Raw genomic sequence first — 20,628 nt, 5'->3', positions numbered from 1 at the left:
CAGGGACCTCAGTCCACCAGCAGCGCGGGCTCCTCGAGGATGGAGGCGACGTCGGCGATGAAGCGGCTCATGCCGTCGCCGTCGATCACGCGGTGGTCGAACGAGCCGGCGACCGTGGTCACCCAGCGCGGGCGCACCTCGCCGTCGACGACCCAGGGCTTCTGGCTGATCGTGCCCATGGCGACGATGCCGGCCTCGCCCGGGTTGATGATTGGAGTGCCGGCGTCCATCCCGAATACGCCGATGTTCGTGATGGTGATCGTGCCGTTCTGCTGGTCGGCCGGCGGGGTCTTGCCCTCACGCGCCGTGAGCGTGAGCCGGTTCAGGGCGCGGGCGAGGTCCTTCATGCTGAGGTCCTGCGCGTCCTTGATGTTCGGCACGAGCAGGCCGCGGGGCGTGGCGGCGGCGATGCCGAGGTTCACGTAGTGGCGCACGGCGATCTCGGCCCCGGCCTCGGTGTCGATCCAGGCCGCGTTGACCATCGGCGTCCGGCGCACCGCCCAGATCACCGCGCGGGCCATGATGAGCAGCGGCGAGACCTTGATGTCGGCGTAGTCGGGCGAGGCCTTGAGGCGCTTGACGAGCTCCATCGTGCGGGTGGCGTCGATCTCCTTCCACACCGTCACGTGCGGGGCGGAGTACGCGCTCTGCACCATCGCCGACGACGTCGCCTTGCGCACGCCCTTCACCGGGATGGACTCGGTGCGGTCGTCGCCGGCCGCCGACGGGCGCACGGGCGCGAGGCCACGCGCCAGGCCGGACGGGGCCTGCGGCGCCGGCACCGTCTCCTCCCGCACGCTCCCCCACTCCGGGGTCTCGATGTTGCGGAAGACGCTGGCCTGGGAGGCGTGCTTCATCACGTCGTCGCGGGTGACCTCGCCGTCGGCGCCCGTGGGCGTCACGCTCGTGAGGTCGACGCCGAGGTCGCGGGCGAGCTTGCGGATCGGCGGCTTCGCGATCACGCCGACCGACGACCGCACCGGGCGCTCGGCCGGGCGCTTGCGTCGCGAGGTCGCGCCGCTTCCGGAGCCGTAGCCGACGAGCACCGACCCGCCGCCCTCCTCGGGCGCGGGCGCCTCGGCCGTCGCAACGGTGCCGGGCGCGACCGCACCGGTCCCCGAGCCGGCCGCGTCGGTCACAAAGGTGATGATCGGGGTGCCGACCTCGACCGTCGCCCCCTCGTCGACGAGCAGCTCGCCGACCACGCCCGCATGCGGGGAGGGCAGCTCGACGAGGGACTTCGCGGTCTCGATCTCGCAGATGACGTCGTTGATGGCGACCCGGTCGCCCGGGGCCACCTTCCAGGCGACGATCTCGGCCTCGGTCAGCCCTTCGCCGACGTCCGGAAGGGGGAAGTTCTGCGTGCTCATGCGGAGTCCTTTCGTGGGCCGCGTTCATAACTCAGGAGACTCGAACCGGTGCGCGCCCCTGCGCCCGCGCTGGACGGGTGAAGGGGGCGATTGTCCTGAGTTGTGAACATGGAACGTCGGTGTCAGTAGGCCAGGGAGCGGTCGACGGCTTCGAGGATGCGATCGGCATCCGGCAGGTAGGCGCCCTCGAGCTTCGCGGGCGGGAACGGGGTGTCGTACCCCGAGACCCGCAGCACCGGAGCCTCGAGGGCGTAGAACGCGCGCTCCATGACGGTCGCGGCGATCTCGCTGCCGAGGCTCGTGAACCCCGGAGCCTCCTGCGCGTAGACCATGCGTCCGGTCTTGCGCACCGACCCGAGGATCGGCTCGTAATCCACCGGCGACAGCGAGCGCACGTCGACGACCTCGCAGCTCGTGCCCTCGGCCTCGGCGAGCGCGGCGGCCTGGAGCAGAGTCGTGACCATGGCGCCGTGTCCGACGAGCGTCACGTCGGTCCCGGTCCGCACCACCCGCGAGGAGTGCAGCGGGACGGCGGGCGCGTCGAGCTCGACCTCGCCCTTCGGCCAGTACCGGCTCTTCGGCTCCAGGAAGATCACCGGGTCGTCCGACGCGATGGCCTCCTGGATCATCCAGTAGGCGTCGTTCGCGGTGGACGGCGACACCACGCGCAGACCGGGGGTGTGGGTGAAGTAGGCCTCCGGGCTCTCCTGGTGGTGCTCGACCGCGCCGATGTGCCCGCCGTACGGGATGCGGATCACGACGGGCAGCCGCAGCGACCCCTCGTGCCGGTTGGTGAGCTTGGCGAGCTGGGTGGTGATCTGGTCGAACGCGGGGAAGACGAAGCCGTCGAACTGGATCTCGACGACGGGACGGAACCCGGCCATCGCGAGGCCGATCGCGGTTCCCACGAGGGCCGACTCCGCGAGCGGGGTGTCCAGCACGCGCTGCTCCCCGAAGTCGCGCTGCAGGTGCTCGGTGATGCGGAAGACGCCGCCGAGCTTGCCGATGTCCTCGCCCATGAGGAGGACCTTCGGGTCGTCCTCCATCGCCTTGCGCATTCCGGCGTTCAGCGCCTTGCCCAGCGGCATGGTCTCCCGGGTCACTGGCCCTCTCCTTCGAACGACGCCTCGTAGCGGGCGCGCCACGCTTTCTGCTCCTCAATCAGCGGATGCGGCTCGCTGTACACGTGGTCGAACATGAGGTCGGCGCGGGGCGGGCCGAGCTGCACGGTGCGGGCGCGGAGGTCTTCCGCGGCATCGGCGGCCTCGGCGTCGACCTCGGCGAAGAAGCTCTCCTCGGCGCCGCGGTTCTCCAGGAAGGCGCGCATGCGGACGATCGGGTCGCGCCCGGCCCACGCGAGCTCCTCGTCGTCGCCGCGGTACTTCGTGGGATCGTCGCTGGTCGTGTGCGCGCCGAGCCGGTAGGTCACGGCCTCGATGGCGCGAGGGCCGCCGCCGGCGCGCGCATCGTCGAGGGCCACGCGGGACACCGCGTAGCTGGCGAGGACGTCGTTGCCGTCCACGCGGACGCTCGGGATGCCGTACCCGGCGCTGCGCTGCACGAGCGGCACCCGCGACTGCGTGGTGACGGGGACCGAGATCGCCCAGTGGTTGTTCTGCAGGAAGAACAGCGTCGGGGCCTGGTAGCTCGCCGCGAACACCATGGCCTCGTGCACGTCACCCTGGCTGGAGGCGCCGTCGCCGTAGTACACGACGACGGCCTCGTCGCGCTCGGGGTCGCCGGTGCCGGTGCGGCCGTCGAACGTGAGGCCCATCGCGTAGCCCGCGGCGTGGAGCACCTGGGAGCCGAGGACGAGCGTGTAGAGCCGGGTGTTGCCGTTCTTCGGGTCGGTCGGGTCCCAGCCGCCGTGGGAGACGCCGCGCATGAGCTTGATGATGTCGACCGGGTCCACGCCGCGGATCCGGGTGACGGCGTGCTCGCGGTACGAGGGGAAGATCGTGTCCTGCGCGCGGGCGGCACGGCCGGAGCCGACCTGCGCCGCCTCCTGTCCGCGGCTCGGCGGCCACAGGGCGAGCTGGCCCTGCCGCTGCAGGTTGGTGGCCTGGGTGTCGATCGCGCGGATGCCCACCATGTCGCGGTAGAACTGCGCGAGCTCGTCGTCGGGGATGGCCTCGATGAGCGGCAGGTACTGCTCCGCGGCCGGCGTCGGGGCGACCTTTCCGGTCTCGTCCAGAACGCGCACGAGGGGGGTCTCAGAGGTGCTCACGGCCCCCACGCTACCCGCGCCGGCATGCCGGGTCACGCATACCTAGGACGCCCTCGTATCTCCCCGGAACCCCGAGATTCCGCGGTTCGTGGGGCGAGGGCGCGCTCAGCGGAGGGTCGCTGCGACCTCGAGCACGCGGGCGACGGCCTCCTCCTCGCCGACGGAGATCCGGATGCCGTCGCCGGAGAACGGGCGCACGATCAGGTCGGCGTCGACGAAGGCCGCCGCGACCTCGTCGGTGCGCGCACCGGTCGGCAGCCAGACGAAGTTGCCCTGGGCGTCCGGCACCTCCCAGCCCTGCGCTCGGAGCCCCTCGACGAGACGGGCGCGGCGCTCGACGATCACGGCGACGCGCTCCAGGAGCTCGGCTTCCGCATCGAGGCTCGCGATGGCGGCGTTCTCGGCCGCGGAGGTGACCGACAGCGGGATCCCGGTCGTCCGTGCCGCGTCGAGCACCTTCTCGTGACCGATCGCATAGCCGACCCGGAGGCCGGCCAGACCGTAGGCCTTGGAGAACGTGCGGAGGACGACCACGTTCGGGTGCGCCTCGAAGACGCGCCCGGCCAGGCCGTCGACGGCGTCGGGGGCGGTGACGAACTCGGCGTAGGCCTCGTCGAGGATGATGAGCACGTCGGACGGCACACGGTCCACGAACGCCGCGAACTCGGCGGAGGTGACGATGGGTCCGGTCGGGTTGTTCGGCGTGCAGACGATGATCGCCCGCGTGCGGTCGGTCACGGCGTCGGCCATCGCATCGAGGTCGTGACGGGCGTCGGCCGTCAGCGGCACCTGCACCCCTGTCGCCCCGGCGACGAGCGGCAGGCTGGGGTACGCCTCGAACGATCGCCAGGCGTAGACGACCTCGTCGCCGACGGACGCCGTGGCGAGCACGAGCTGGTGCAGGATCGCGACGCTGCCGGAGGCGACATGGACCCGCTCGGGCTCGACCCCGTAGCGGGCGCCGAGCCGTGCGCGGAGACGGCCAGCCGTGGCGTCGGGATACCGGTTCATCGGGGTCGTGTGCTGCAGCGCGTCGAGGACCGAGGGCAGCGGGTCGAACGGGTTCTCGTTGCTGGAGAGCTTGAAGGCTTCGGGACCGGCCTGCTTACCCTGGCGGTACGGCGCGAGGGAGGCGATGGCGGGACGGATGCGGGGCAGGGTCGGCTCGGTCACGCGTCGAGTCTAGGACGTGCGGCCCGCCACCCTTTCGGGGCCGAGGGTGCGGTGATACCATTCTGGTATGGCTATGACGGTGCGACTCCCTGCGGAACTCGATGCGCGGCTGGGCGAGGTCGCCGCCCAGCGACACACGTCCAAGCATGCGCTGCTCATCGAGGCGGCCGACCGCTTCGTCGCGGACACTCATCGGTCGGCCCTCGTCGACGCCGCCGTCGACTTCGTGTTCGACAACGACAAGGTCCTCCTCGAGCGACTCGAAGACGCGTGACCGAGTATCTGACTCTGGAGGACGGCCTCCGCATCGTCGGCCGCCTGGGGTTCCACGTCCGGGACGCCGGACTCCTGGCGTCAGCTCTCGCGCGCCCTGCCGCGTCGCTGTTCGGGGAGGACGCCTACGGCACGCTGGACCGGAAGGCGGCCGCCCTCCTCGAGTCTCTGGCCCGCAACCATCCCCTGTTCGACGGGAACAAGCGCACGGCGTGGACGAGTTTCGTGGCATTCCTCTGGATCAACGGATGGAAGCACCGCTTCACGACGGACGATGCCTTCGATCTGGTCATCGGCGTCGCATCAGGCAGCATCGACCTCGACGAGTCGGAGCGACGCATCCGCGAGAACCGGATCCCCGTGGACGACCGCGGCTGACACCGCGAGCCCCGCGTGGGAGACTGAACGCATCATGCGCTTCATCATCCGGGTCGTCGTCAACGCGTTCGCCATCTGGGTCGTCACGCTCATCCCCGTGCTCCAGGTCACGGTGCGCGCCTTCCCGCCGGGCGAGACGCTGCAGCTCGTCCTGACGCTGCTCGCGGTCGGAGCCCTCTTCGCGCTGGTGAACACCATCATCGGCACGGTCGTGAAGATCGTCGCCTTCCCGCTGTACATCCTCACGTTCGGCCTCATCGGCTTCCTCATCAACGGCTTCCTGCTCTGGCTGACCGCCTGGATCACCAGCAGCTTCGGGTGGGGCCTGACGGTCGAGTCGTTCTGGTGGGGCGTTCTCGCCGCCCTGATCATCTCGATCATCAACGGCATCTTCGGCTTCATCCTGCGCCCGCAGAACAAGCGCTCCCGCCGCGACTGACCCGTCTGCCGGCGGCGCGTACGGCTCACGGATCGGGGAGCACACGCTCCGCGCGGTACTCGGTGCGTTCGACGGTGACGGCGCGATCGAGGTCCGCCCAGTAGGCGTCGAGAGCCACCGCCCGCGGGTCGGTGGAGGCGTCTACCATCGCCGCGGTCTCGACATAGCTCTCCAGCGAATGCGTCGCGAGTGCGAGGTCCTGGCGCCCGGGGTCGGGGTCACCCACCCGACGGGCGGTGAAGCTGTCGGCGGACCCCGTGCCCTCCCTCGCCCCTCCTGCGGCGAGCGCGGACACCACGTCGTCGGTGTGCCGGAGCTGCACGAGCGTCTGGTCGGCGGACAGCGTCGGCTCGACCGGGCTCCCGGCGGTGATCTGGGTCGTCACCGTGAACGCGCTCTCCATCGCCAGGTGCGCCGCGATCATTCCGCCCTGCGAGTGGGCGACGACGTCCACCCGATCGCCGGGTCTCGCGCCCGCCGCGGCCAGCGCGTCGAGAGTCGCCTGATACGACGCGGACCGGCCCCCGGTGTAGAGCTCGATGTTCGACTTCATGTCCCAGGCCTCGACACCGCCGCCTTCCCGGAGGGACATCGAGCGGCTGCCCGAGACGTAGGCGACGTAGCGCGGGGACTCGCCCGGAACCGTGTACTTCTCGATCGCCACCTGTGCACCGGAAGCGGAGGGCATGCGGCGGAAGGCGCTCGCCAAGCCGCTCGGCGCCCCGGCCGGACGCGAGTGGGAGGCCGCGGAGACGCGCACCGGATCCGCCGTCGCACCGAGGAGCATCCCGGGCCGCACACGCCCCAGCCCCGACGTCACGCCGACGACAGCGCCGCCCAGGAACATCGGCGGGAGCAGCCCTCCGGCGTCGAACTGATCGCCCAAGCCCCGGAAGCGCCGCTCGTCCGCGGTCCGTTCCTGCAGGTCTGCGAGCGGGGCCAGACGCTCGTCGGCGGCGAGGAGCAGCCGCAACCGCGCCTCCACTGCGGCAGCCGCAGCGGCATCGGTGTGCGACAGCACCTCCGCCCGCGCCCGCAGCTCGACCACCTCGTAGACCTCGGCCATGAGGTCGAGATCGGCGGCCGTCTCGTGGACGCGGGCCGTCAGCGTCTGCACCGCCATCACGGCGGAGCGGAGGGACCAGGCCGCGGAGGCCAGCGGGGTCCACGCTGCCGAGCCGAGCAGCGCCTCGACCCGCTCCACCGATTCCTCCACCTCCGCGCAGACCGGCACGACAGCCCGCACCCGCTCCGCGAGCTCGCGGAGCTGCGTCGTATCCACCGCGATCGCGCCGCCGTGATCGATGTTGAGCCCGCTCATGCGCCCTCGACCTCCCCGCGGCACGCCTGCAGCGTCCGGTGCACCGTCGCCGTGTCGTCCGACAGCCGCCAGAGGGCCCACCGCAGCGCCTCGACGCCGTCGGACTCCCAGGCGCACGCGTCACGCAGCGCCGTCAGCGTGGAAGCGAGATCGTCGAGCCCCGCGAGAGCGGCGTCCAGCTCGGACAGCGCTCCGGCCCGCAGCGCAGGATCGACGCCGGGAGAGAGCGCGGTGAGGACGAAGGACGGCATGAACTCAGCCTTCCGCCGGGCGGCGTCCGGTGGGGCCAGGGCCCCTCGGGCGGCAACGACCGGTGGACAGCCGGACCGGGCACGCGACGGTGCAGGGAGGGTCGAGGGCCGGCCGCGAACCGGCCCCGCTGTGCAGGAACGGCATCGACCGGCAGAATGGATCCGTGACAGCCCGAGATCCCTTCCGTGTGATCTTCGTCTGCACGGGGAACATCTGCCGCTCTCCGATGGCGGAGGTCGTGTTCCGGGACCTCGCTGAGCGGCAGGGTCTCGGCTCTCAGATCGTCTCGCGCAGCGCGGGCACCGGGGACTGGCACCTCGGAGAGCGCGCCGACCACCGCACCATCGACGCCCTCGCCCGCCGCGGGTACGACGGCTCCCTGCATCGCGCCCGCCAGTTCACCGCCGCCTCCTTCGCCGAGAACGACCTCGTGGTGGCCCTGGACCGCACGCATGAGCGCATCCTCCGCGAATGGGCCAGGGACGAGGATGAGGACGGCAAGGTGACCCTCCTCCTCGCGTTCGACCCGGACGCCTCGACCCATGACGTCCCCGACCCGTACTACGCCGGCCCGGAGATGTTCGATTCGGTGCTCGGTATGATCGAGACGGCGACTCGCGGCTTGTTCCGCCAGCTCGAACCCGCCCTGCGCCTGCCCCGCACGCCCCGAATCCTCGGGGCCTGATCAGGAGGACTCCCCTGACTTTCCAGCCCTCGCTTCCGCCTCAGCCCCTCAGCCCCCTCGACGGCCGTTACCGCGCCGCCGTCACCGGGCTCGCCGACTTCCTCTCCGAGGCCGGGCTCAACCGCGCCAGGGTCGAGGTGGAGGTCGAGTGGCTGATCGCCCTCACCGACCGCTCGCTGTTCGAGACGAGCCCGCTGTCGGACGGCGACAAGGAGCGCCTTCGCGCGCTGTACCGCGACTTCGGGCAGGCCGAGGTCGACTGGCTCGCCGAGAAGGAAGCCGTCACGCAGCACGACGTGAAGGCGATCGAGTACCTCGTGCGCGACCGGCTCTCGACGCTCGGCCTCGACCGCATCGCCGAACTCACGCACTTCGCCGCGACGAGCGAGGACATCAACTCCGCGTCCTACGCCCTCACCGTCAAGCGCGCGGTCGAGGAGGTCTGGCTCCCGGCCCTCGACACCGTGATCGCGAAGCTGCGCGAGCTCGCGGTCGAGCACGCCGACGCCGCGATGCTCTCGCGCACGCACGGCCAGCCCGCCACACCCTCGACCATGGGCAAGGAGCTCGCGGTCTTCGCCTGGCGCCTGGAGCGCGTGCGTGCGCAGATCGCCGGCTCCGAGTACCTCGCGAAGTTCTCCGGCGCGACCGGCACGTGGTCCGCCCACCTCGCGGCCGACCCGGACGCCGACTGGCCGACCATCGCCCGCGAGTACATCGAGGGACTGGGCCTGGGCTTCAACCCGCTCACGACGCAGATCGAGTCGCACGACTGGCAGGTCGAGCTCTACGACCGCGTGCGTCACGCCGGCGGGATCCTGCACAACCTCGCGACGGACATCTGGACCTACATCTCGCTCGGCTACTTCGCGCAGATCCCGGTCGCCGGCGCCACCGGCTCGTCGACCATGCCGCACAAGATCAACCCGATCCGCTTCGAGAACGCCGAGGCCAACCTCGAGATCTCGGGCGCCCTGCTCGCGTCGCTGGGCCAGACGCTGGTCACGAGCCGCCTGCAGCGCGACCTCACCGACTCCACGACGCAGCGCAACATCGGCGTCGCGTTCGGGCACTCGCTGCTCGCTCTCGACAACCTGCGCCGCGGCCTGAACGCGATCTCGCTCTCGCGCGATGTGCTGCTCGCCGACCTCGACGTGAACTGGGAGGTGCTGGCCGAGGCGATCCAGACGGTGATCCGCGCCGAGGTCGTCGCCGGCCGGTCGAGCATCCAGGACCCGTACGCGCTCCTCAAGGAACTCACGCGCGGTCACCGGGTCGGCGCCGCCGACCTCGCCGAGTTCGTGGAGGGTCTGGAGATCGGGGACGCGGCCAAGCAGCGCCTGCTCGCGCTGACCCCGGCGACCTACACGGGCATCGCGGCGCGCCTCGCCCGCTGAATCCGGCAGGAGCTAGGAGCCCGACTCCCCGGAGTGCTCCTCGACTCTGTCCTTCGGCATGAACGACGCCGCCAGGAGCGTGAGCGCGGCGGTCACCGCGACCGCCACGAACACCCACACCGAGGCGTGGACGATCGTGGTGGGGTCGTCCGGTCCCGCCCCCTGCGCGATGACCGCGTTCGAGATCGCCCCGAACACCGCCACGCCCACGGCGCTTCCCGCAGACCGTGCGAAGGCGTTCATCCCGGTCACCGCGCCGCGCTCGCCCCAGCCCACCGAGGCCTGCGCAGCGATGAGGGTCGGGGCCGCACTCCACCCGAGTCCGAAGCCGAGGAGGAACGCGATGCCGGCGACGACGAACGGGTTGGGCCAGGAGGCGACGGCGGCGAGCGCGATGGCGGCGACGGTCGTGATGCTCATACCGATGAGCGTGGTGCGTCGGAAGCCGATGCGCAGGTACAGCCGTCCGGCGTTCGCGGCGGCGAGCGGCCAGCCGAGGGTCAGGGCCGCGACCGCGAGACCCGACAGCAGCGGAGCGATGCCGATGGACCCCTCGAGGTAGGCCGGGGCGAAGCTGGTCACTCCGAGCATCAGCGCGCCGATGCCGAGGGAAACCAACGTGGTCGTGAGGATGAGCCGACGGGTCACGAGGCGCAGATCGACGATCGGCTCCGCCACCCGGCGCTCGACGAACCCGAAGGCCACCAGCGCGACCACCCCGATCCCGAAGCAGAGGGCACTCTGCACGGACAGCCAGGCCCAGGCGTTCCCACCCTCCAGCATGCCGAGGATGAGCGCTGTGAGCCCGATGGTCAGCAGCACCGCTCCCCCGTAGTCGATGCTGTGCCGCTGGGTCTGCTTCTGCTCCGTGTAGGTGCGTAGCAGCATCCATCCGGCGATCAGACACAGGGGCACGTTGATCCAGAAGATCCAGCGCCAGGCGTCGAGCTGGGCGAAGATGCCGCCGAGCGCCGGTCCGACGACCGAGGAGATGGCCCACACGCTGGCGACGTATCCCTGCACCTTCGCGCGTTCGGCGACTGTGTAGATGTCACCGACGATGGTCATCGACATCGGCGCGACGGCCCCGGCGCCGATCCCCTGGATGATGCGGAACACGATCAGTGCCGGCATGCTCCAGGCGAAGCCGCAGAGGATGGACCCGAGCAGGAACAGGGCGATGCCGAGCAGGATGATCGGCTTGCGGCCCACCGTGTCGGCGAACCGCGAGTAGATCGGCACGCTCACGGCCTGGGCCAGGAGATACACCGAGAACAGCCACGGGAACTGCTGATAGCTGCCGAGGTCGCGCACGATGCTCGGCACCGCGGTGGCGAGGATCGTCGCGTCGATGGCGATGAGGCCGGTGGCGAGCATGAGCGCGCCGAGGATGGGTCCCCGCTCCGACCGGAGTCCGATGGAGGCGCGGTCGACGGAGGCAGTCACTCCAGGGACAAGCGGAACGACCCCACCGATATTCCGCCGGGTGTCTCCGTCACGACGAGGCGGGGCGTCCCTGCTCGTCGGTGGTGCCGTCGCTCGCAGCGTCGTCCTCCGCGTCGTACAGCACGGGGCGGTCGACGGGCTTGGTGACGTCGGCGGGATCGACGGCGAGCATGAGCATCGCGAGGATCAGGAGGGTCGCGATGAAGGCGCCACCACCCACGACGAGGCTCAGCGCCACCGGGGTGAGGCCCTCATAGGTCCCGTTCGCGATGGCGGTGTTCACGCGGAGGGTGAAGGCGCCGGTGGAGACGAGGGTGACGACCATGGCGAACACGCCGCAGCCGAGCGCGATGCCGAGCAGGTGCAGGGGCCGCAGGATGTCCCGTCGAGTGGGCTTGTCGTCGCTCATCGCTCTCCTCCGTGCTCCACAGGAGCCGCATCGTTCTCGGGGGCGGCAGCGACGTCGTCGGCGTCCGCGCGCTTCGGGGTGAGGCCGGCGATGCCGAGGAAGACCGCGACGATGGCCGCATACCCTCCGAACATCCCCACGCCGAGGATGATGCCGGACAGCTCGAACGTGCCCGCCTTCTCGATCGTGTACTCCTGGACGAAGCCCGACGGGATCAGCAGCAGGACGACGGCGAGGAGCACGCCCAGCGCTCCGACGGTGATCGCGTCGGTGGCGAGCGCTCCCCCGGTGCGGCGGGCGCGGATGCCTGCGAGCAGTTCCAGGCCGCCGCTGAGCACGCCCCAGGTGATGAGCACGATGAAGAACATGTCGTCCGTGCGCCAGGCCGGCACGCCGCCGGCCATGCCGGCGATCACGCTCACGACCGCGAGGAGGATCGCCGACCAGCGCGACCCCGCCGGGAGGACGAGCCACGCGGCGAGGATGTGCACGAGGGCGGTGACCAGCGCGAAACCGCTGAAGACGGCGAGACCGACCGCCGCGGAGTGATCCGAGGAGAAGGTGATCATCAGGGCGGCGACGGCGGCGAACAGCGCGCGCAGCAATTGCACGTGGCGCATGGTGAACGCGCGAGCAGGGACAGACATGACGGCCAGATCCTCCGGGGTTTCCCTACCAGTCTACGCGGGGCCAGGAGCCGGAAGCGCCCGGGGATGCTCGTGAAGCCCGGCGGATCTCCCCAGATCGATTGCCGGGCTTCACGACATACGCAGCAAGGGGGGCATCACTGCGTCGGGCCACTGCCGCAGGGTCGGGCACCCTCCCCGCGACATCGCAGCCCCGTGACCCACTTGCTCACCTGGTCCCCTGAGGTGTGCGCGTGCGGTCGTATGCTCACTCTAGAGATGTGTTCTTCACATACCGGGTGGGGGCTGTGATGGGTTTTGGGGACGGCGAGAACAGAGGGGCGACGCCGGATGCGTTCGCCGCGGCACTGCGCGACGCGATCAACGCGAGACCCGTGACGCTGTCGTGGTTGCAGCGGCAGCTCCGCGACCGGGGCAACCGCGTCTCGATGGCCACGCTGAGCTACTGGCGGTCCGGGGCCCGCCGCCCGGAAGGACCGCAGTCGCTCGCCGCTCTCGCCGACATCGAGGATCTGCTGGGCCTCGATACCGGGGCGTTGAGCCGGCTCCTGCGCCCGCATCGCACGGGGCCGCTGGGCCCGCAGGGGTTCCCGCTGGAGCAGGTCGACATGGAGCGGGCGGTCCGTGAGGTCTACGCCGCCCTCGGCGCCACCTATCCGGACACGTCGCGGGAGCTCACCGTCCACTCGGTCACGGACGTGGACGCCGACGGCGAGGTGTCCTCCTGCCTCACCCGCAGCATCGTGCAGTCCACCACCGGGGTCATCACGGCCATCCCCGTCCTCGACCTCACCCCCGGCGTCCCCGGACCTCCGCCGCTCCTGACGGCCGTGGCGGGCGGACGGGTCACCGCCCGCTACTCCCACCCGAACGGCGAGGCGCACGGTGCGCTGATCGAGCTCGACGAGCCCCTCACGGCCCCGGACACCGCGGTGGTCGAGTGGTCGGTGCAATACGCGCCCGGACATCCCTCGGATCGGGAGACCGGGCACGCCTTGTCCCGCCAGGCGCGGGAGCTGCTCGTGTGGACGCGCTTCCACCCGGATGCCGTGCCGGACTGGTGCGACGAGCTCGTCGAGACCGCCGGGGGCACCGTCGTCACCGCGCTCCCCCGGCCTCGGGGCACGTCGGTGCATCAGGTCCGCCGGGCGTTCGGTCCCGGCGCCCTCGGCCTGCGCTGGGGGTACGGACCTCGCGAGGGTGCTCAGCCCGGCTGATCGCCCGTCGCGACCGGCCGGCCCGGCGTGTTCGACCACTGGCTCCAGGAGCCGGGGAAGACCCTCGCGGGGATGCCCACCTCGTGCAGGACCAGAGCCGTGTGCGCCGCCGTGATGCCGGACCCGCAGTAGGCCGCGACCGGCGTCTCCGCGGTGATCCCGATCTCTGCGAGCGTCGCCCGCACCGTGTCGTGATCGCGGATGCGCCCGCTCTCGTCGAGGTGCCGCGTGGTGGGGAGGTTGCGGGCACCGGGGATGTGGCCGGCGATCGGGTCGAGCGGTTCGGTGTCGCCGCGGTAGCGCTCGGGGGCGCGCACGTCGAGCAGGACCCCGGTCTCCGGGAACGCCGCCGCCTCGTCGATCGAGAGGGCGTCCTGGCCGGGATCCGCGAGCACGACGTCACCGGTCTCCGGCACGACGTCGTCGGTCGCCAGGTCGTATCCGGCCGCGGTCCAGGCGCGCAGCCCGCCGTCGAGCACGCGGACCTCGACCCCCGCCTGCCGCAGCAGCCACCACGCCCGGGCCGCCGCGAGACCCTTGGTGTCGTCGTAGGCCACGACGGCGTCGCCCTGCCGCACGCCCCAGCGCCGGGCCGCCGCCTGCAGGGTCTCCGTCGACGGGAGCGGGTGCCGCCCCTCGATGGGCGCTCCGGGCGTGGAGAGCTCCTGATCCAACGACGCGAACACGGCGCCGGGGATGTGACCCGAGCGGTAGTCGCCCGGGCCCGCCTCGGGACGATCGAGGCGCCAGCGCACGTCGACGACCCGGATCCGGGCGCCGCCGTCGAGGAGGTCGTGGAGTTCGGTCGCGGAGACGAAGTGACTCATGGTGCGAGGCTACCGAGTGCGCGACGCCGCGCGTGGCGTCGCCGTCACGGACGGACACGGTTCTCGCTGCCCGGGAATAGCCACGCGTCCCCGGTGTTTCTCCTCACATGATTGAAACTTCAACGGTCGCCGCGGAGCGCACCCGCGTGCGGGTGCCCCTGCGCTTCGCGGACGGCTTCACCACGACGGCCGACGTGGTGACCTTCGATGGACTCGTGGACGGACGCGAGCATCTGCTGCTCGGCCTCGGTGACTGGCAGGCCGCCCTCGCCCGCTCCGCCGGCGGTGGGGATGACCCTCTCGTCCGCCCGCACAGCGAGTGCCTCACGGGAGACGTGTTCGGCTCCGAGCGCTGCGACTGCGGACCGCAGCTGCGGGAGGCCGTCGAGCGGATCGCCGCCGAGGGCGGCTTCCTGCTCTATCTGCGGCAGGAAGGCCGCGGCATCGGGCTCTACGCCAAGCTCGACGCGTACGCCCTGCAGGATGCGGGCCTGGACACCTACGAGGCGAACGTGGCCCTCGGGCGCGGCGAGGACGAGCGGGACTACACCGTCGCGGCGCAGATGCTGCGCGCGCTGGGCGTGGACCGCATCCGTCTGCTCAGCAACAACCCCGACAAGGCCGCACAGCTCGACGCCCTCGGCATCCACGTCACCGAGCGGGTGCGCACCGAGGTGCACCTGTCCGAGGCGAACTCGCGCTACCTCCAGGCGAAGCGCGACCACACGGCGCACACGATCGACCTGACCGCGGCGTGACCTCCGAGGAGCACGATATGAGCGAGACGCGGCACCCGCGGCGACTCGACAACGACGAGCTCGCGACGTGGCTCCCGATCATCCGGTTCGTCCAGCTGCTGCCCCAGGTCCTCGACCGGGCGCTGAAGGACGAGGTGGGCCTGAACCACGCCCGCTACGCGATCCTCGTCACGCTGGCCGGTCAGGGGGCGGACGCCATCACCATGAGCGAGCTCGCGCGCATCGCGGGACTCAGCCGGTCGCGGCTGAGCCACGCCCTGGACTCCCTGGAGGAGCGCGGGTGGGTGGAGCGGACGTCGTGCAGCACGGACAAGCGCACCCTCTCCGCGACGCTGACCCCGGAGGGCCGGGAGATGCTCCGGGCAGCCGCGCCCGTCCACGTGGCCCAGATCCGCGAGCTCATCCTCGACCCGCTGTCCGCGGAGGACCGGCAGCGGCTGCAGGACATCCTGGGCGCGCTGCTGCCGGGCGTCACGGCGGCGCTGTGAGCCGCGTTCTGCTCTGAGCAGAACCTCTCGATCGCCGCACAGGCTGCGGCCTATCGTGAGGCATGGCCGACATCGTCCCGTTCCCCCTCGCCCCGCATCCCGTCCGTCCGCCGTCGAACGGCCCCGAGCCGCTGTGGCGTGACCTGCTCGGGGATCAGCTCCGGCGGCGGCGTCATGACCGCGGGGAGACGCTCAGCGAGACCGCGGAGAAGGCCGGGGTCTCGCCGCAGTACCTCTCCGAGGTCGAGCGCGGACGGAAGGAGCCGTCCAGCGAGATGATCGCCGCGATCGCCGGGGCCCTGGATGCCACTCTCGTGGAGCTCACGAGCGCGGTCGCCGAGGAGCTTCGTCAGGCCACCCCCGCTGCGGCGGCGGTGTCGGCCTCCCGCGGCGCCTTCGCCCTGGCCGCCTGACCCGTTTCACCTGCACGACCGGTCCCCGGGTGCACGACGGAACCCGGGGACCCGTCGTGCACCCGTCACCTCATCGTGCCTCCGGATCACGGGGACCGAGCACGGTGTCGATGAGGCCGTAGTCGAGGGCGGCGGCGGCGGTGAAGACCCGGTCCCGGTCGGTGTCGGCACGGAGCTCCGCGAGGGAGCGGCCGGTGTGCCGACCCAGGATCGTCTCCATGTCCGCGCGCACCCGCACGACCTCGTCGGCCGCGAGGATGAGGTCCGGGATGGCTCCGCGCGACTGACCGGCCGGCTGATGCAGCACGATGCGCGCGTGGGCGAGGGCCGCCCGCTCCCCCGGCGCTCCCGCCGCGACGAGGAGCGCCGCCGGACCGATGGCCTGCCCGACGCACGTCGTCGCGATCCGCGGACGGATGTGCTGCATGGTGTCGTAGATCGCCAGCGCGGCACCGGGATCGCCGCCCTCGCTGTTGATGTAGAACTGCACGCCGGTCTCCGGGCCGTCCGCGTCGAGGTGCAGGAGCTGCGCGATGAGGGCGTTGGCCACCCCCGCGTCGATGCCGGTGCCGAGATAGATGACGCGCTCGGCGAGCAGATGCGAGTACACGTCCATGACCCGCTCCCCCCGAGGATGCTGGGCGATGACGTTCGGGATCGTGTAGCCGCTCATGCGTCCGCCCCCAGTCCCACCCGCGCACGACGGCGCGGCATGATCTCCGCCGTCGACCGCACGATCTCGTCGACGAACCCGTAGTCCTGCGCCTCGGCCGCCGTGTACCAGCGGTCGTGCAGGGAGTCCTCGAAGATCCGGGCGACGGGCTGACCGGTGTCGTCGGCGATGAGGCCGAGGACCGTGTCGCGCATGTGCCGGAGGTCGTCGGCCTGCGCCTCGATCTCCACCGCCGAGCCGCCGATCCCCGCCGAGCCCTGGTGCATCAGTATCCGGGCGTGCGGGAGAGCGCGCCGCTTGCCCTTCGTCCCCGCGGAGAGCAGGAACTGCCCGGCGCTGCAGGCGAGACCGAGGGCGAGGGTGGAGACGTCGTTCGGGATGAGGTGCATGAGGTCGCGGATCGCCAGCATCGACGGCACGGACCCGCCGGGCGAGTGGATCCAGAGGGCGATGTCGGCCGCCGGATCCTCGGCGGAGAGGCCGAGGAGCTGCGTCATCAGGAGAGTGCCGTTGTCGTCGTCGAGGGCGCCGTCGAGGACGAGCACCCGTTCGTGGAACAGGGCGCGCCGGGCCTCGGGGCCGAACTGCGGGAGGGGCTTTTCTTCGCTCATGTCCCCAGCCTCCGGCTCCGGCTGCGGCCGCGGAGGCGAATCCGCTCGGAGCAGATCCGCTCTGGGCGGCGGCGTGTGCACCCGCCGGAAAACGCGACGTAACACCGCCGACGCACGACCCGCCTAGCCTCGGGGCATGGCGAAACAGAAAGCACCCGCATGGCAGTCCGAGGACGGCCTGAACTTCCGCACCCGCAAGTGGGTGCGCCCGGAAGACCTCAACGCGAACGGCACGCTGTTCGGCGGAAGCCTGCTGAAGTGGATCGACGAGGAGGCCGCGATCTACGCGATCGTGCAGCTCGGCAACTACCGCGTCGTCACCCGGCACATCTCCGCGATCACGTTCGAGGCGTCGGCGGTGCAGGGCGACCTCATCGAGATCGGGCTGCAGGCCACCCGATTCGGCACCACGTCGCTCACCATGCGGGCCGTCGCGCGCAACATGATCACCCGCAAGCGCATCCTCACCATCGACGAGATCGTGTTCGTCAGCATCGGCGAGGACGGTCTGCCCACTCCGCACGGCTACGACGAGATCACCTACGATCGCGACCGCATGCCCACCGAGCGCATCGCCACCGGCACGATCCCCCTCCCGAAGCGCTGACCTTCACTCGCCGACCCACCCCCTTGAGGGCGACCCACCCCCGAAAGTGACGTACTTTCGGGGGTGGGTCGCACGGAAGGGGGTGGGTCGACGGTCAGGCGAGGGCGAGGACCGCGCGACGGTGGGAGACGCGGTGGCCGATCCAGAAGCCGACCGCGATCAGGCCGACGAGACCGATCCCGAGGATCCACGGGAGCAGAGAGGGCGCGGCGCCCGCCGTGGCCGTCGCGAGGGTGCCGGAGCCGTCGGCGATGCGCCCGTTGCCGGCCGCGAGGTCCGCGGCGCCAGCGTCGAGCTTCGCGCTTCCGGCCGCGAGGGTGCCGGACCCCTCGGCGACCGCGTCGGCGCCGGTGCGGAGTTCGGTCATCCCGGACCGGAGGTCGCCGGCACCCGACTGGAGCGCGCCGATGCCCGTGGCCAGAGTCCCGGCACCCTCGTCGAGCCGCGCCGCGCCCGCGCTCAGCTCCGCGGTGCCGGAGTACAGCGACGATGCTCCGGTCGAGAGGGTCTGCAGCCCGGACGAGAGATCCGCCGCGCCCGCCGCGAGCCGGGAAGTGCCGTCCTGCAGCGTCTGCGCTCCGGCGACCAGGGCGGGAGCGCCCTTCGGGGAGACCAGCGCCGCGGTCCCCGGCCAGCCCTTCGAGGGGTCCCCGTTGATGAGCGCGCCGACGCCGGCCGTGACGCGAGCGGAGCCGTCGGCGGCGCCGATGAGTCCCTGTGCGAGGCCCGGAGCAGCCGCGGCGGGGGCCGCCAGCGCGCCGACCTGCTTCTCGACGCCGGCGGCGAGCGCCGCGAGCTGCTGGAGCTGCACATCGGCAGGGTTCGCGGCGAGGAGGCCCTGCAGACCGGCGGCGAGCGTCCGCGCATTGCCGGGAGCGTTCGTGGCGACGCCCGTCAGCAGCGTCTGCGTGTCCGGATGGGCGAGCTTCTGCACATCGGCGCTCACTCCGGCGCGCAGCGTGGTGCTCAGCGTCGTCGCGCCCTCGAGCACGCCGTTCGCGTACCGGTGTGCGCCGTCGACACCGGCGGCGAGAGTGGTCGCGCCGTCGACGAGCTGTCGGGCTCCGGCATCTGCCGCCGCCATCTTGGCCGCGAGCTCCTGCGACCCGGCGAGCGCCGTCTGCGCTCCACCGCTCACCCGTCCGGCACCGTCGAGAGCGGTGGCGGCTCCCGCCGCGAGAGTTCCGGCGCCCTCGGCGAGTGTCGTGGCGCCCGCGGCGGCCGTCGTCGCCCCGTCGCTCAGCTTCTCGGAACCCTGCTGCGCCGTCGCGGTGCCTGCCGCCAGATCCTGCGTGCCCGCGGCCAACTCGTCGGCTCCCGCGGCGAGGTCGGCGGCACCCGCGGCGAGGTCCGAGGATCCCCCCTGCGCGGTGGTCGTGCCGTCCGCGAGCTCCGAGGCGCCCGCGGACACCTTGCTCATCGTGGCGAAGAACAACAGCACCATCGCCGCCAGCAGAAGGCTGAGGACGGTCACGGCGATGCGCATGCCGAGGCCGTGCGCGTGGGTCTTTTCACTCGTCATTGAGGACTCCCGAGGTCAGTGGCGTCGTTGCCACCCGCGACTGTAGGCCCCGCCCTGTCCACCACCCCCGGTTTTGCCGTCAGGTACCAAGTCCCACCTCAGACGATACTCAGTTTCTTGTCACTCTCACACAATCGCCGACCCGGCCCCCTACGTACGAGCCACCCCCATATGTGACGCACTTTCCGGGGTGGGAGGCACGGAAAGGGGTGGATCGGCGAGAGTGGCGAAGGCGTTCGCGAGGTCGGCGAGGAGATCGTCGACGTTCTCGAGGCCGATGGACAGGCGCAGGACGTCGGCAGCGGGACGCGCCTCCGCGGGGACCGGGCGGTGCGTGAGCGCGGCGGGGTGCTGGATGAGGGAGTCGACGCCTCCGAGCGACACGGCGTGCGTGAAGAGGCGGGTCGCCCCGGCCACCGCCGCGGCCGCTGCATAGCCGCCGCGCAGCCGCAGGGCGATCATCGCCCCCGGCCCGCGGAGCTGCCGTTCCAGGATGCCGCGCGGATCCCCGTCGAGCCCGGGATAGAAGACCTCGGCGACCTCGGGTCGATCGACCAGCCACTGCACGATGCGACGAGCGCTCTCCTGCTGGTGCCGCACGCGGACCGGCAGGGTCGTGAGACCGCGGTGCAGCAGGTACGCGCCGAGCGGGTGCAGGAGCCCCCCGGTCACCGCACGCACGCGACGCAGCGCCTCCGCGGTCCTCTCGTCACAGGCGACGACGCCGGCGATGACATCACCGTGGCCGCCGAGGTATTTGGTGGCGCTGTGCAGCGACATCGCCGCGCCGTGGTCGATCGGGTTCTGCAGCACGGGGGTCGCGAACGTGTTGTCGACCACGACCGGCACGCCCCCCGCCTGCCGCACGACCTCGGCGATGTCCGCGACCTCGAGGGTCGGGTTCGCCGGCGTCTCCACGACGACGAGTCCGGTGTCGGGCCGGAGGGCGGCGGCGACCTCATCGGGCCCGCAGTACGTCGTCTCCACACCGAGCAGGCCGGACCCCAGCAGGTGGTCGGTCCCTCCGTAGAGCGGACGCACCGCGACGACGTGCCGCGCTTCCGTGGCACCGGTGTGCGCGAGGATCACGGCGGTCATGGCCGCCATCCCGGAACCGAACGCGACGGCGGCCTCGGCGTGCTCGAGCTCGGCGAGGGCGTCCTCGAAGCGCGCGACCGTCGGATTCCAGAGGCGGGCGTAGACCATGCTGCCGTCCTGCGGCGGCCGCCCCCCGGTGGCCATCGCCTCGTACGAGTCGCCGCCGCGCTCGACGTCGGGCAGCGGATTCGTCGTGGAGAGGTCGATCGGCAGCGCGTGGACCCCGAGTGCCTCGAGGTCGGCACGGCCGCTGTGGACGGCGAGGGTGTCGGGATGCAGCGGTGCAGTCATCCCTCCACGCTGGCCGAATCGCGACGTTTCCGCAGATCATCGACAGAACACGTCGTGAAGTCGAGGATCGCCGCTATTCTCTGCAACATCCGGTGGCAGCAAGGAG

24 protein-coding genes are annotated in these 20,628 nt (G+C 71.5%); 10 read left to right on the top strand and 14 right to left on the bottom strand.

The genetic code is table 11. From position 1 onward, the window contains the following. Positions 1-8: 8 nt before the first annotated feature. From B2W79_RS02800 to B2W79_RS02785, 4 genes are all read right to left on the bottom strand, one after another. A complete protein-coding gene (locus B2W79_RS02800; RefSeq protein WP_292786808.1) occupies positions 9-1,370 on the bottom strand; it encodes a dihydrolipoamide acetyltransferase family protein in 1,362 nt (453 codons plus the stop codon). Positions 1,371-1,492: 122 nt separating this feature from the next. Then, entirely contained in the window at positions 1,493-2,458 is a 966-nt protein-coding gene (locus B2W79_RS02795) for an alpha-ketoacid dehydrogenase subunit beta (RefSeq protein WP_029989147.1), read from the bottom strand. An 11-nt stretch (positions 2,459-2,469) separates the two neighbouring features. Next, positions 2,470-3,597, bottom strand: coding sequence for a thiamine pyrophosphate-dependent dehydrogenase E1 component subunit alpha (locus tag B2W79_RS02790; RefSeq protein ID WP_292786805.1), 1,128 nt, complete (start codon positions 3,595-3,597; stop codon positions 2,470-2,472). 105 nt (positions 3,598-3,702) lie between these two features. Further along, the gene (locus B2W79_RS02785) at positions 3,703-4,770 is read right to left on the bottom strand and encodes a histidinol-phosphate transaminase (RefSeq protein WP_071329355.1); all 1,068 of its coding nucleotides are present in this window, start codon (positions 4,768-4,770) and stop codon (positions 3,703-3,705) included. Positions 4,771-4,837: 67 nt separating this feature from the next. Here B2W79_RS02785 and B2W79_RS02780 point away from each other — a divergent pair, with 67 nt between their 5' ends. The 3 genes from B2W79_RS02780 to B2W79_RS02770 are packed head-to-tail and all read left to right on the top strand — an operon-like array spanning position 4,838 to position 5,860. Beyond that, positions 4,838-5,044 carry a hypothetical protein gene (locus tag B2W79_RS02780; RefSeq protein ID WP_292786800.1) on the top strand — a complete coding sequence of 69 codons (207 nt, stop codon included), beginning with the start codon at positions 4,838-4,840 and terminating at the stop codon, positions 5,042-5,044. Next, positions 5,041-5,421, top strand: coding sequence for a type II toxin-antitoxin system death-on-curing family toxin (locus B2W79_RS02775; RefSeq protein WP_187662696.1), 381 nt, complete (start codon positions 5,041-5,043; stop codon positions 5,419-5,421). The genes B2W79_RS02780 and B2W79_RS02775 overlap by 4 nt, the downstream gene beginning before the upstream one ends. Before the next feature lie 34 nt (positions 5,422-5,455). Next, positions 5,456-5,860, top strand: coding sequence for a phage holin family protein (locus tag B2W79_RS02770; protein WP_060922580.1), 405 nt, complete (start codon positions 5,456-5,458; stop codon positions 5,858-5,860). Between the two features lie 25 nt (positions 5,861-5,885). Here B2W79_RS02770 and B2W79_RS02765 read toward each other — a convergent pair whose 3' ends face one another. Continuing rightward, positions 5,886-7,181: a hypothetical protein gene (locus tag B2W79_RS02765; protein ID WP_292786793.1), complete on the bottom strand. Its 1,296-nt coding sequence runs from the start codon at positions 7,179-7,181 to the stop codon at positions 5,886-5,888. Next, a complete protein-coding gene (locus tag B2W79_RS02760) occupies positions 7,178-7,432 on the bottom strand; it encodes a hypothetical protein (protein WP_071329359.1) in 255 nt (84 codons plus the stop codon). The genes B2W79_RS02765 and B2W79_RS02760 overlap by 4 nt, the downstream gene beginning before the upstream one ends. Before the next feature lie 227 nt (positions 7,433-7,659). Here B2W79_RS02760 and B2W79_RS02755 point away from each other — a divergent pair, with 227 nt between their 5' ends. Continuing rightward, complete coding sequence (locus tag B2W79_RS02755; RefSeq protein ID WP_371259847.1) at positions 7,660-8,118, top strand: low molecular weight protein-tyrosine-phosphatase; 459 nt, start codon at positions 7,660-7,662, stop codon at positions 8,116-8,118. Continuing rightward, the gene (purB, locus tag B2W79_RS02750) at positions 8,118-9,515 is read left to right on the top strand and encodes an adenylosuccinate lyase (RefSeq protein WP_396654755.1); all 1,398 of its coding nucleotides are present in this window, start codon (positions 8,118-8,120) and stop codon (positions 9,513-9,515) included. The genes B2W79_RS02755 and purB overlap by 1 nt, the downstream gene beginning before the upstream one ends. Before the next feature lie 12 nt (positions 9,516-9,527). Here purB and B2W79_RS02745 read toward each other — a convergent pair whose 3' ends face one another. The 3 genes from B2W79_RS02745 to B2W79_RS02735 are packed head-to-tail and all read right to left on the bottom strand — an operon-like array spanning position 9,528 to position 12,017. Beyond that, positions 9,528-10,961: an MFS transporter gene (locus B2W79_RS02745; protein WP_292786787.1), complete on the bottom strand. Its 1,434-nt coding sequence runs from the start codon at positions 10,959-10,961 to the stop codon at positions 9,528-9,530. 49 nt (positions 10,962-11,010) lie between these two features. Next, positions 11,011-11,370, bottom strand: a complete 360-nt coding sequence (locus B2W79_RS02740; RefSeq protein ID WP_071329362.1) for a hypothetical protein — start codon at positions 11,368-11,370, stop codon at positions 11,011-11,013. Further along, positions 11,367-12,017, bottom strand: a complete 651-nt coding sequence (locus B2W79_RS02735; protein ID WP_292786784.1) for an acyl-CoA synthetase — start codon at positions 12,015-12,017, stop codon at positions 11,367-11,369. Before B2W79_RS02735 ends, B2W79_RS02740 begins: the two co-directional genes overlap by 4 nt. Before the next feature lie 290 nt (positions 12,018-12,307). Here B2W79_RS02735 and B2W79_RS02730 point away from each other — a divergent pair, with 290 nt between their 5' ends. Continuing rightward, positions 12,308-13,234, top strand: coding sequence for a hypothetical protein (locus B2W79_RS02730; RefSeq protein ID WP_292786781.1), 927 nt, complete (start codon positions 12,308-12,310; stop codon positions 13,232-13,234). Here B2W79_RS02730 and B2W79_RS02725 read toward each other — a convergent pair. Continuing rightward, positions 13,222-14,061, bottom strand: a complete 840-nt coding sequence (locus tag B2W79_RS02725; protein WP_071329365.1) for a sulfurtransferase — start codon at positions 14,059-14,061, stop codon at positions 13,222-13,224. The two genes, B2W79_RS02730 and B2W79_RS02725, sit on opposite strands and share 13 nt — an antisense overlap. Positions 14,062-14,168: 107 nt before the next feature. On the opposite strand from B2W79_RS02725, the gene B2W79_RS02720 reads away from it, so the two are divergent. From B2W79_RS02720 to B2W79_RS02710, 3 genes are all read left to right on the top strand, one after another. Further along, positions 14,169-14,819: a GTP cyclohydrolase II gene (locus tag B2W79_RS02720; RefSeq protein WP_071329366.1), complete on the top strand. Its 651-nt coding sequence runs from the start codon at positions 14,169-14,171 to the stop codon at positions 14,817-14,819. A 17-nt stretch (positions 14,820-14,836) separates the two neighbouring features. Further along, positions 14,837-15,307 carry a MarR family winged helix-turn-helix transcriptional regulator gene (locus B2W79_RS02715; protein WP_071329367.1) on the top strand — a complete coding sequence of 157 codons (471 nt, stop codon included), beginning with the start codon at positions 14,837-14,839 and terminating at the stop codon, positions 15,305-15,307. 62 nt (positions 15,308-15,369) lie between these two features. Next, a complete protein-coding gene (locus B2W79_RS02710; RefSeq protein WP_071329368.1) occupies positions 15,370-15,720 on the top strand; it encodes a helix-turn-helix domain-containing protein in 351 nt (116 codons plus the stop codon). 70 nt (positions 15,721-15,790) lie between these two features. Here the strand turns inward: B2W79_RS02710 and B2W79_RS02705 are convergent, their stop codons facing one another. Together B2W79_RS02705 and B2W79_RS02700 are read right to left on the bottom strand one after the other, a co-directional pair. Further along, positions 15,791-16,393: a ClpP family protease gene (locus tag B2W79_RS02705; protein ID WP_292786774.1), complete on the bottom strand. Its 603-nt coding sequence runs from the start codon at positions 16,391-16,393 to the stop codon at positions 15,791-15,793. Beyond that, positions 16,390-17,004: a ClpP family protease gene (locus tag B2W79_RS02700; protein ID WP_071329370.1), complete on the bottom strand. Its 615-nt coding sequence runs from the start codon at positions 17,002-17,004 to the stop codon at positions 16,390-16,392. The genes B2W79_RS02705 and B2W79_RS02700 overlap by 4 nt, the downstream gene beginning before the upstream one ends. Positions 17,005-17,140: 136 nt before the next feature. Here B2W79_RS02700 and B2W79_RS02695 point away from each other — a divergent pair, with 136 nt between their 5' ends. Further along, the gene (locus B2W79_RS02695) at positions 17,141-17,611 is read left to right on the top strand and encodes an acyl-CoA thioesterase (RefSeq protein WP_081811533.1); all 471 of its coding nucleotides are present in this window, start codon (positions 17,141-17,143) and stop codon (positions 17,609-17,611) included. Between the two features lie 94 nt (positions 17,612-17,705). On the opposite strand, the gene B2W79_RS02690 is transcribed toward B2W79_RS02695, so the two are convergent. Beyond that, the gene (locus B2W79_RS02690; protein ID WP_083391771.1) at positions 17,706-19,133 is read right to left on the bottom strand and encodes a hypothetical protein; all 1,428 of its coding nucleotides are present in this window, start codon (positions 19,131-19,133) and stop codon (positions 17,706-17,708) included. A 150-nt stretch (positions 19,134-19,283) separates the two neighbouring features. Continuing rightward, positions 19,284-20,522: a trans-sulfuration enzyme family protein gene (locus tag B2W79_RS02685; protein ID WP_292786765.1), complete on the bottom strand. Its 1,239-nt coding sequence runs from the start codon at positions 20,520-20,522 to the stop codon at positions 19,284-19,286. Positions 20,523-20,628 lie beyond the last annotated feature (106 nt).

It is taken from the genome of Microbacterium sp. UBA7513, assembly GCF_002478345.1.
Lineage (GTDB): Bacteria > Actinomycetota > Actinomycetes > Actinomycetales > Microbacteriaceae > Microbacterium.
Note: the sequence above shows the minus strand (reverse complement) of the source record. Positions and strands in the feature narration are given on the sequence as shown.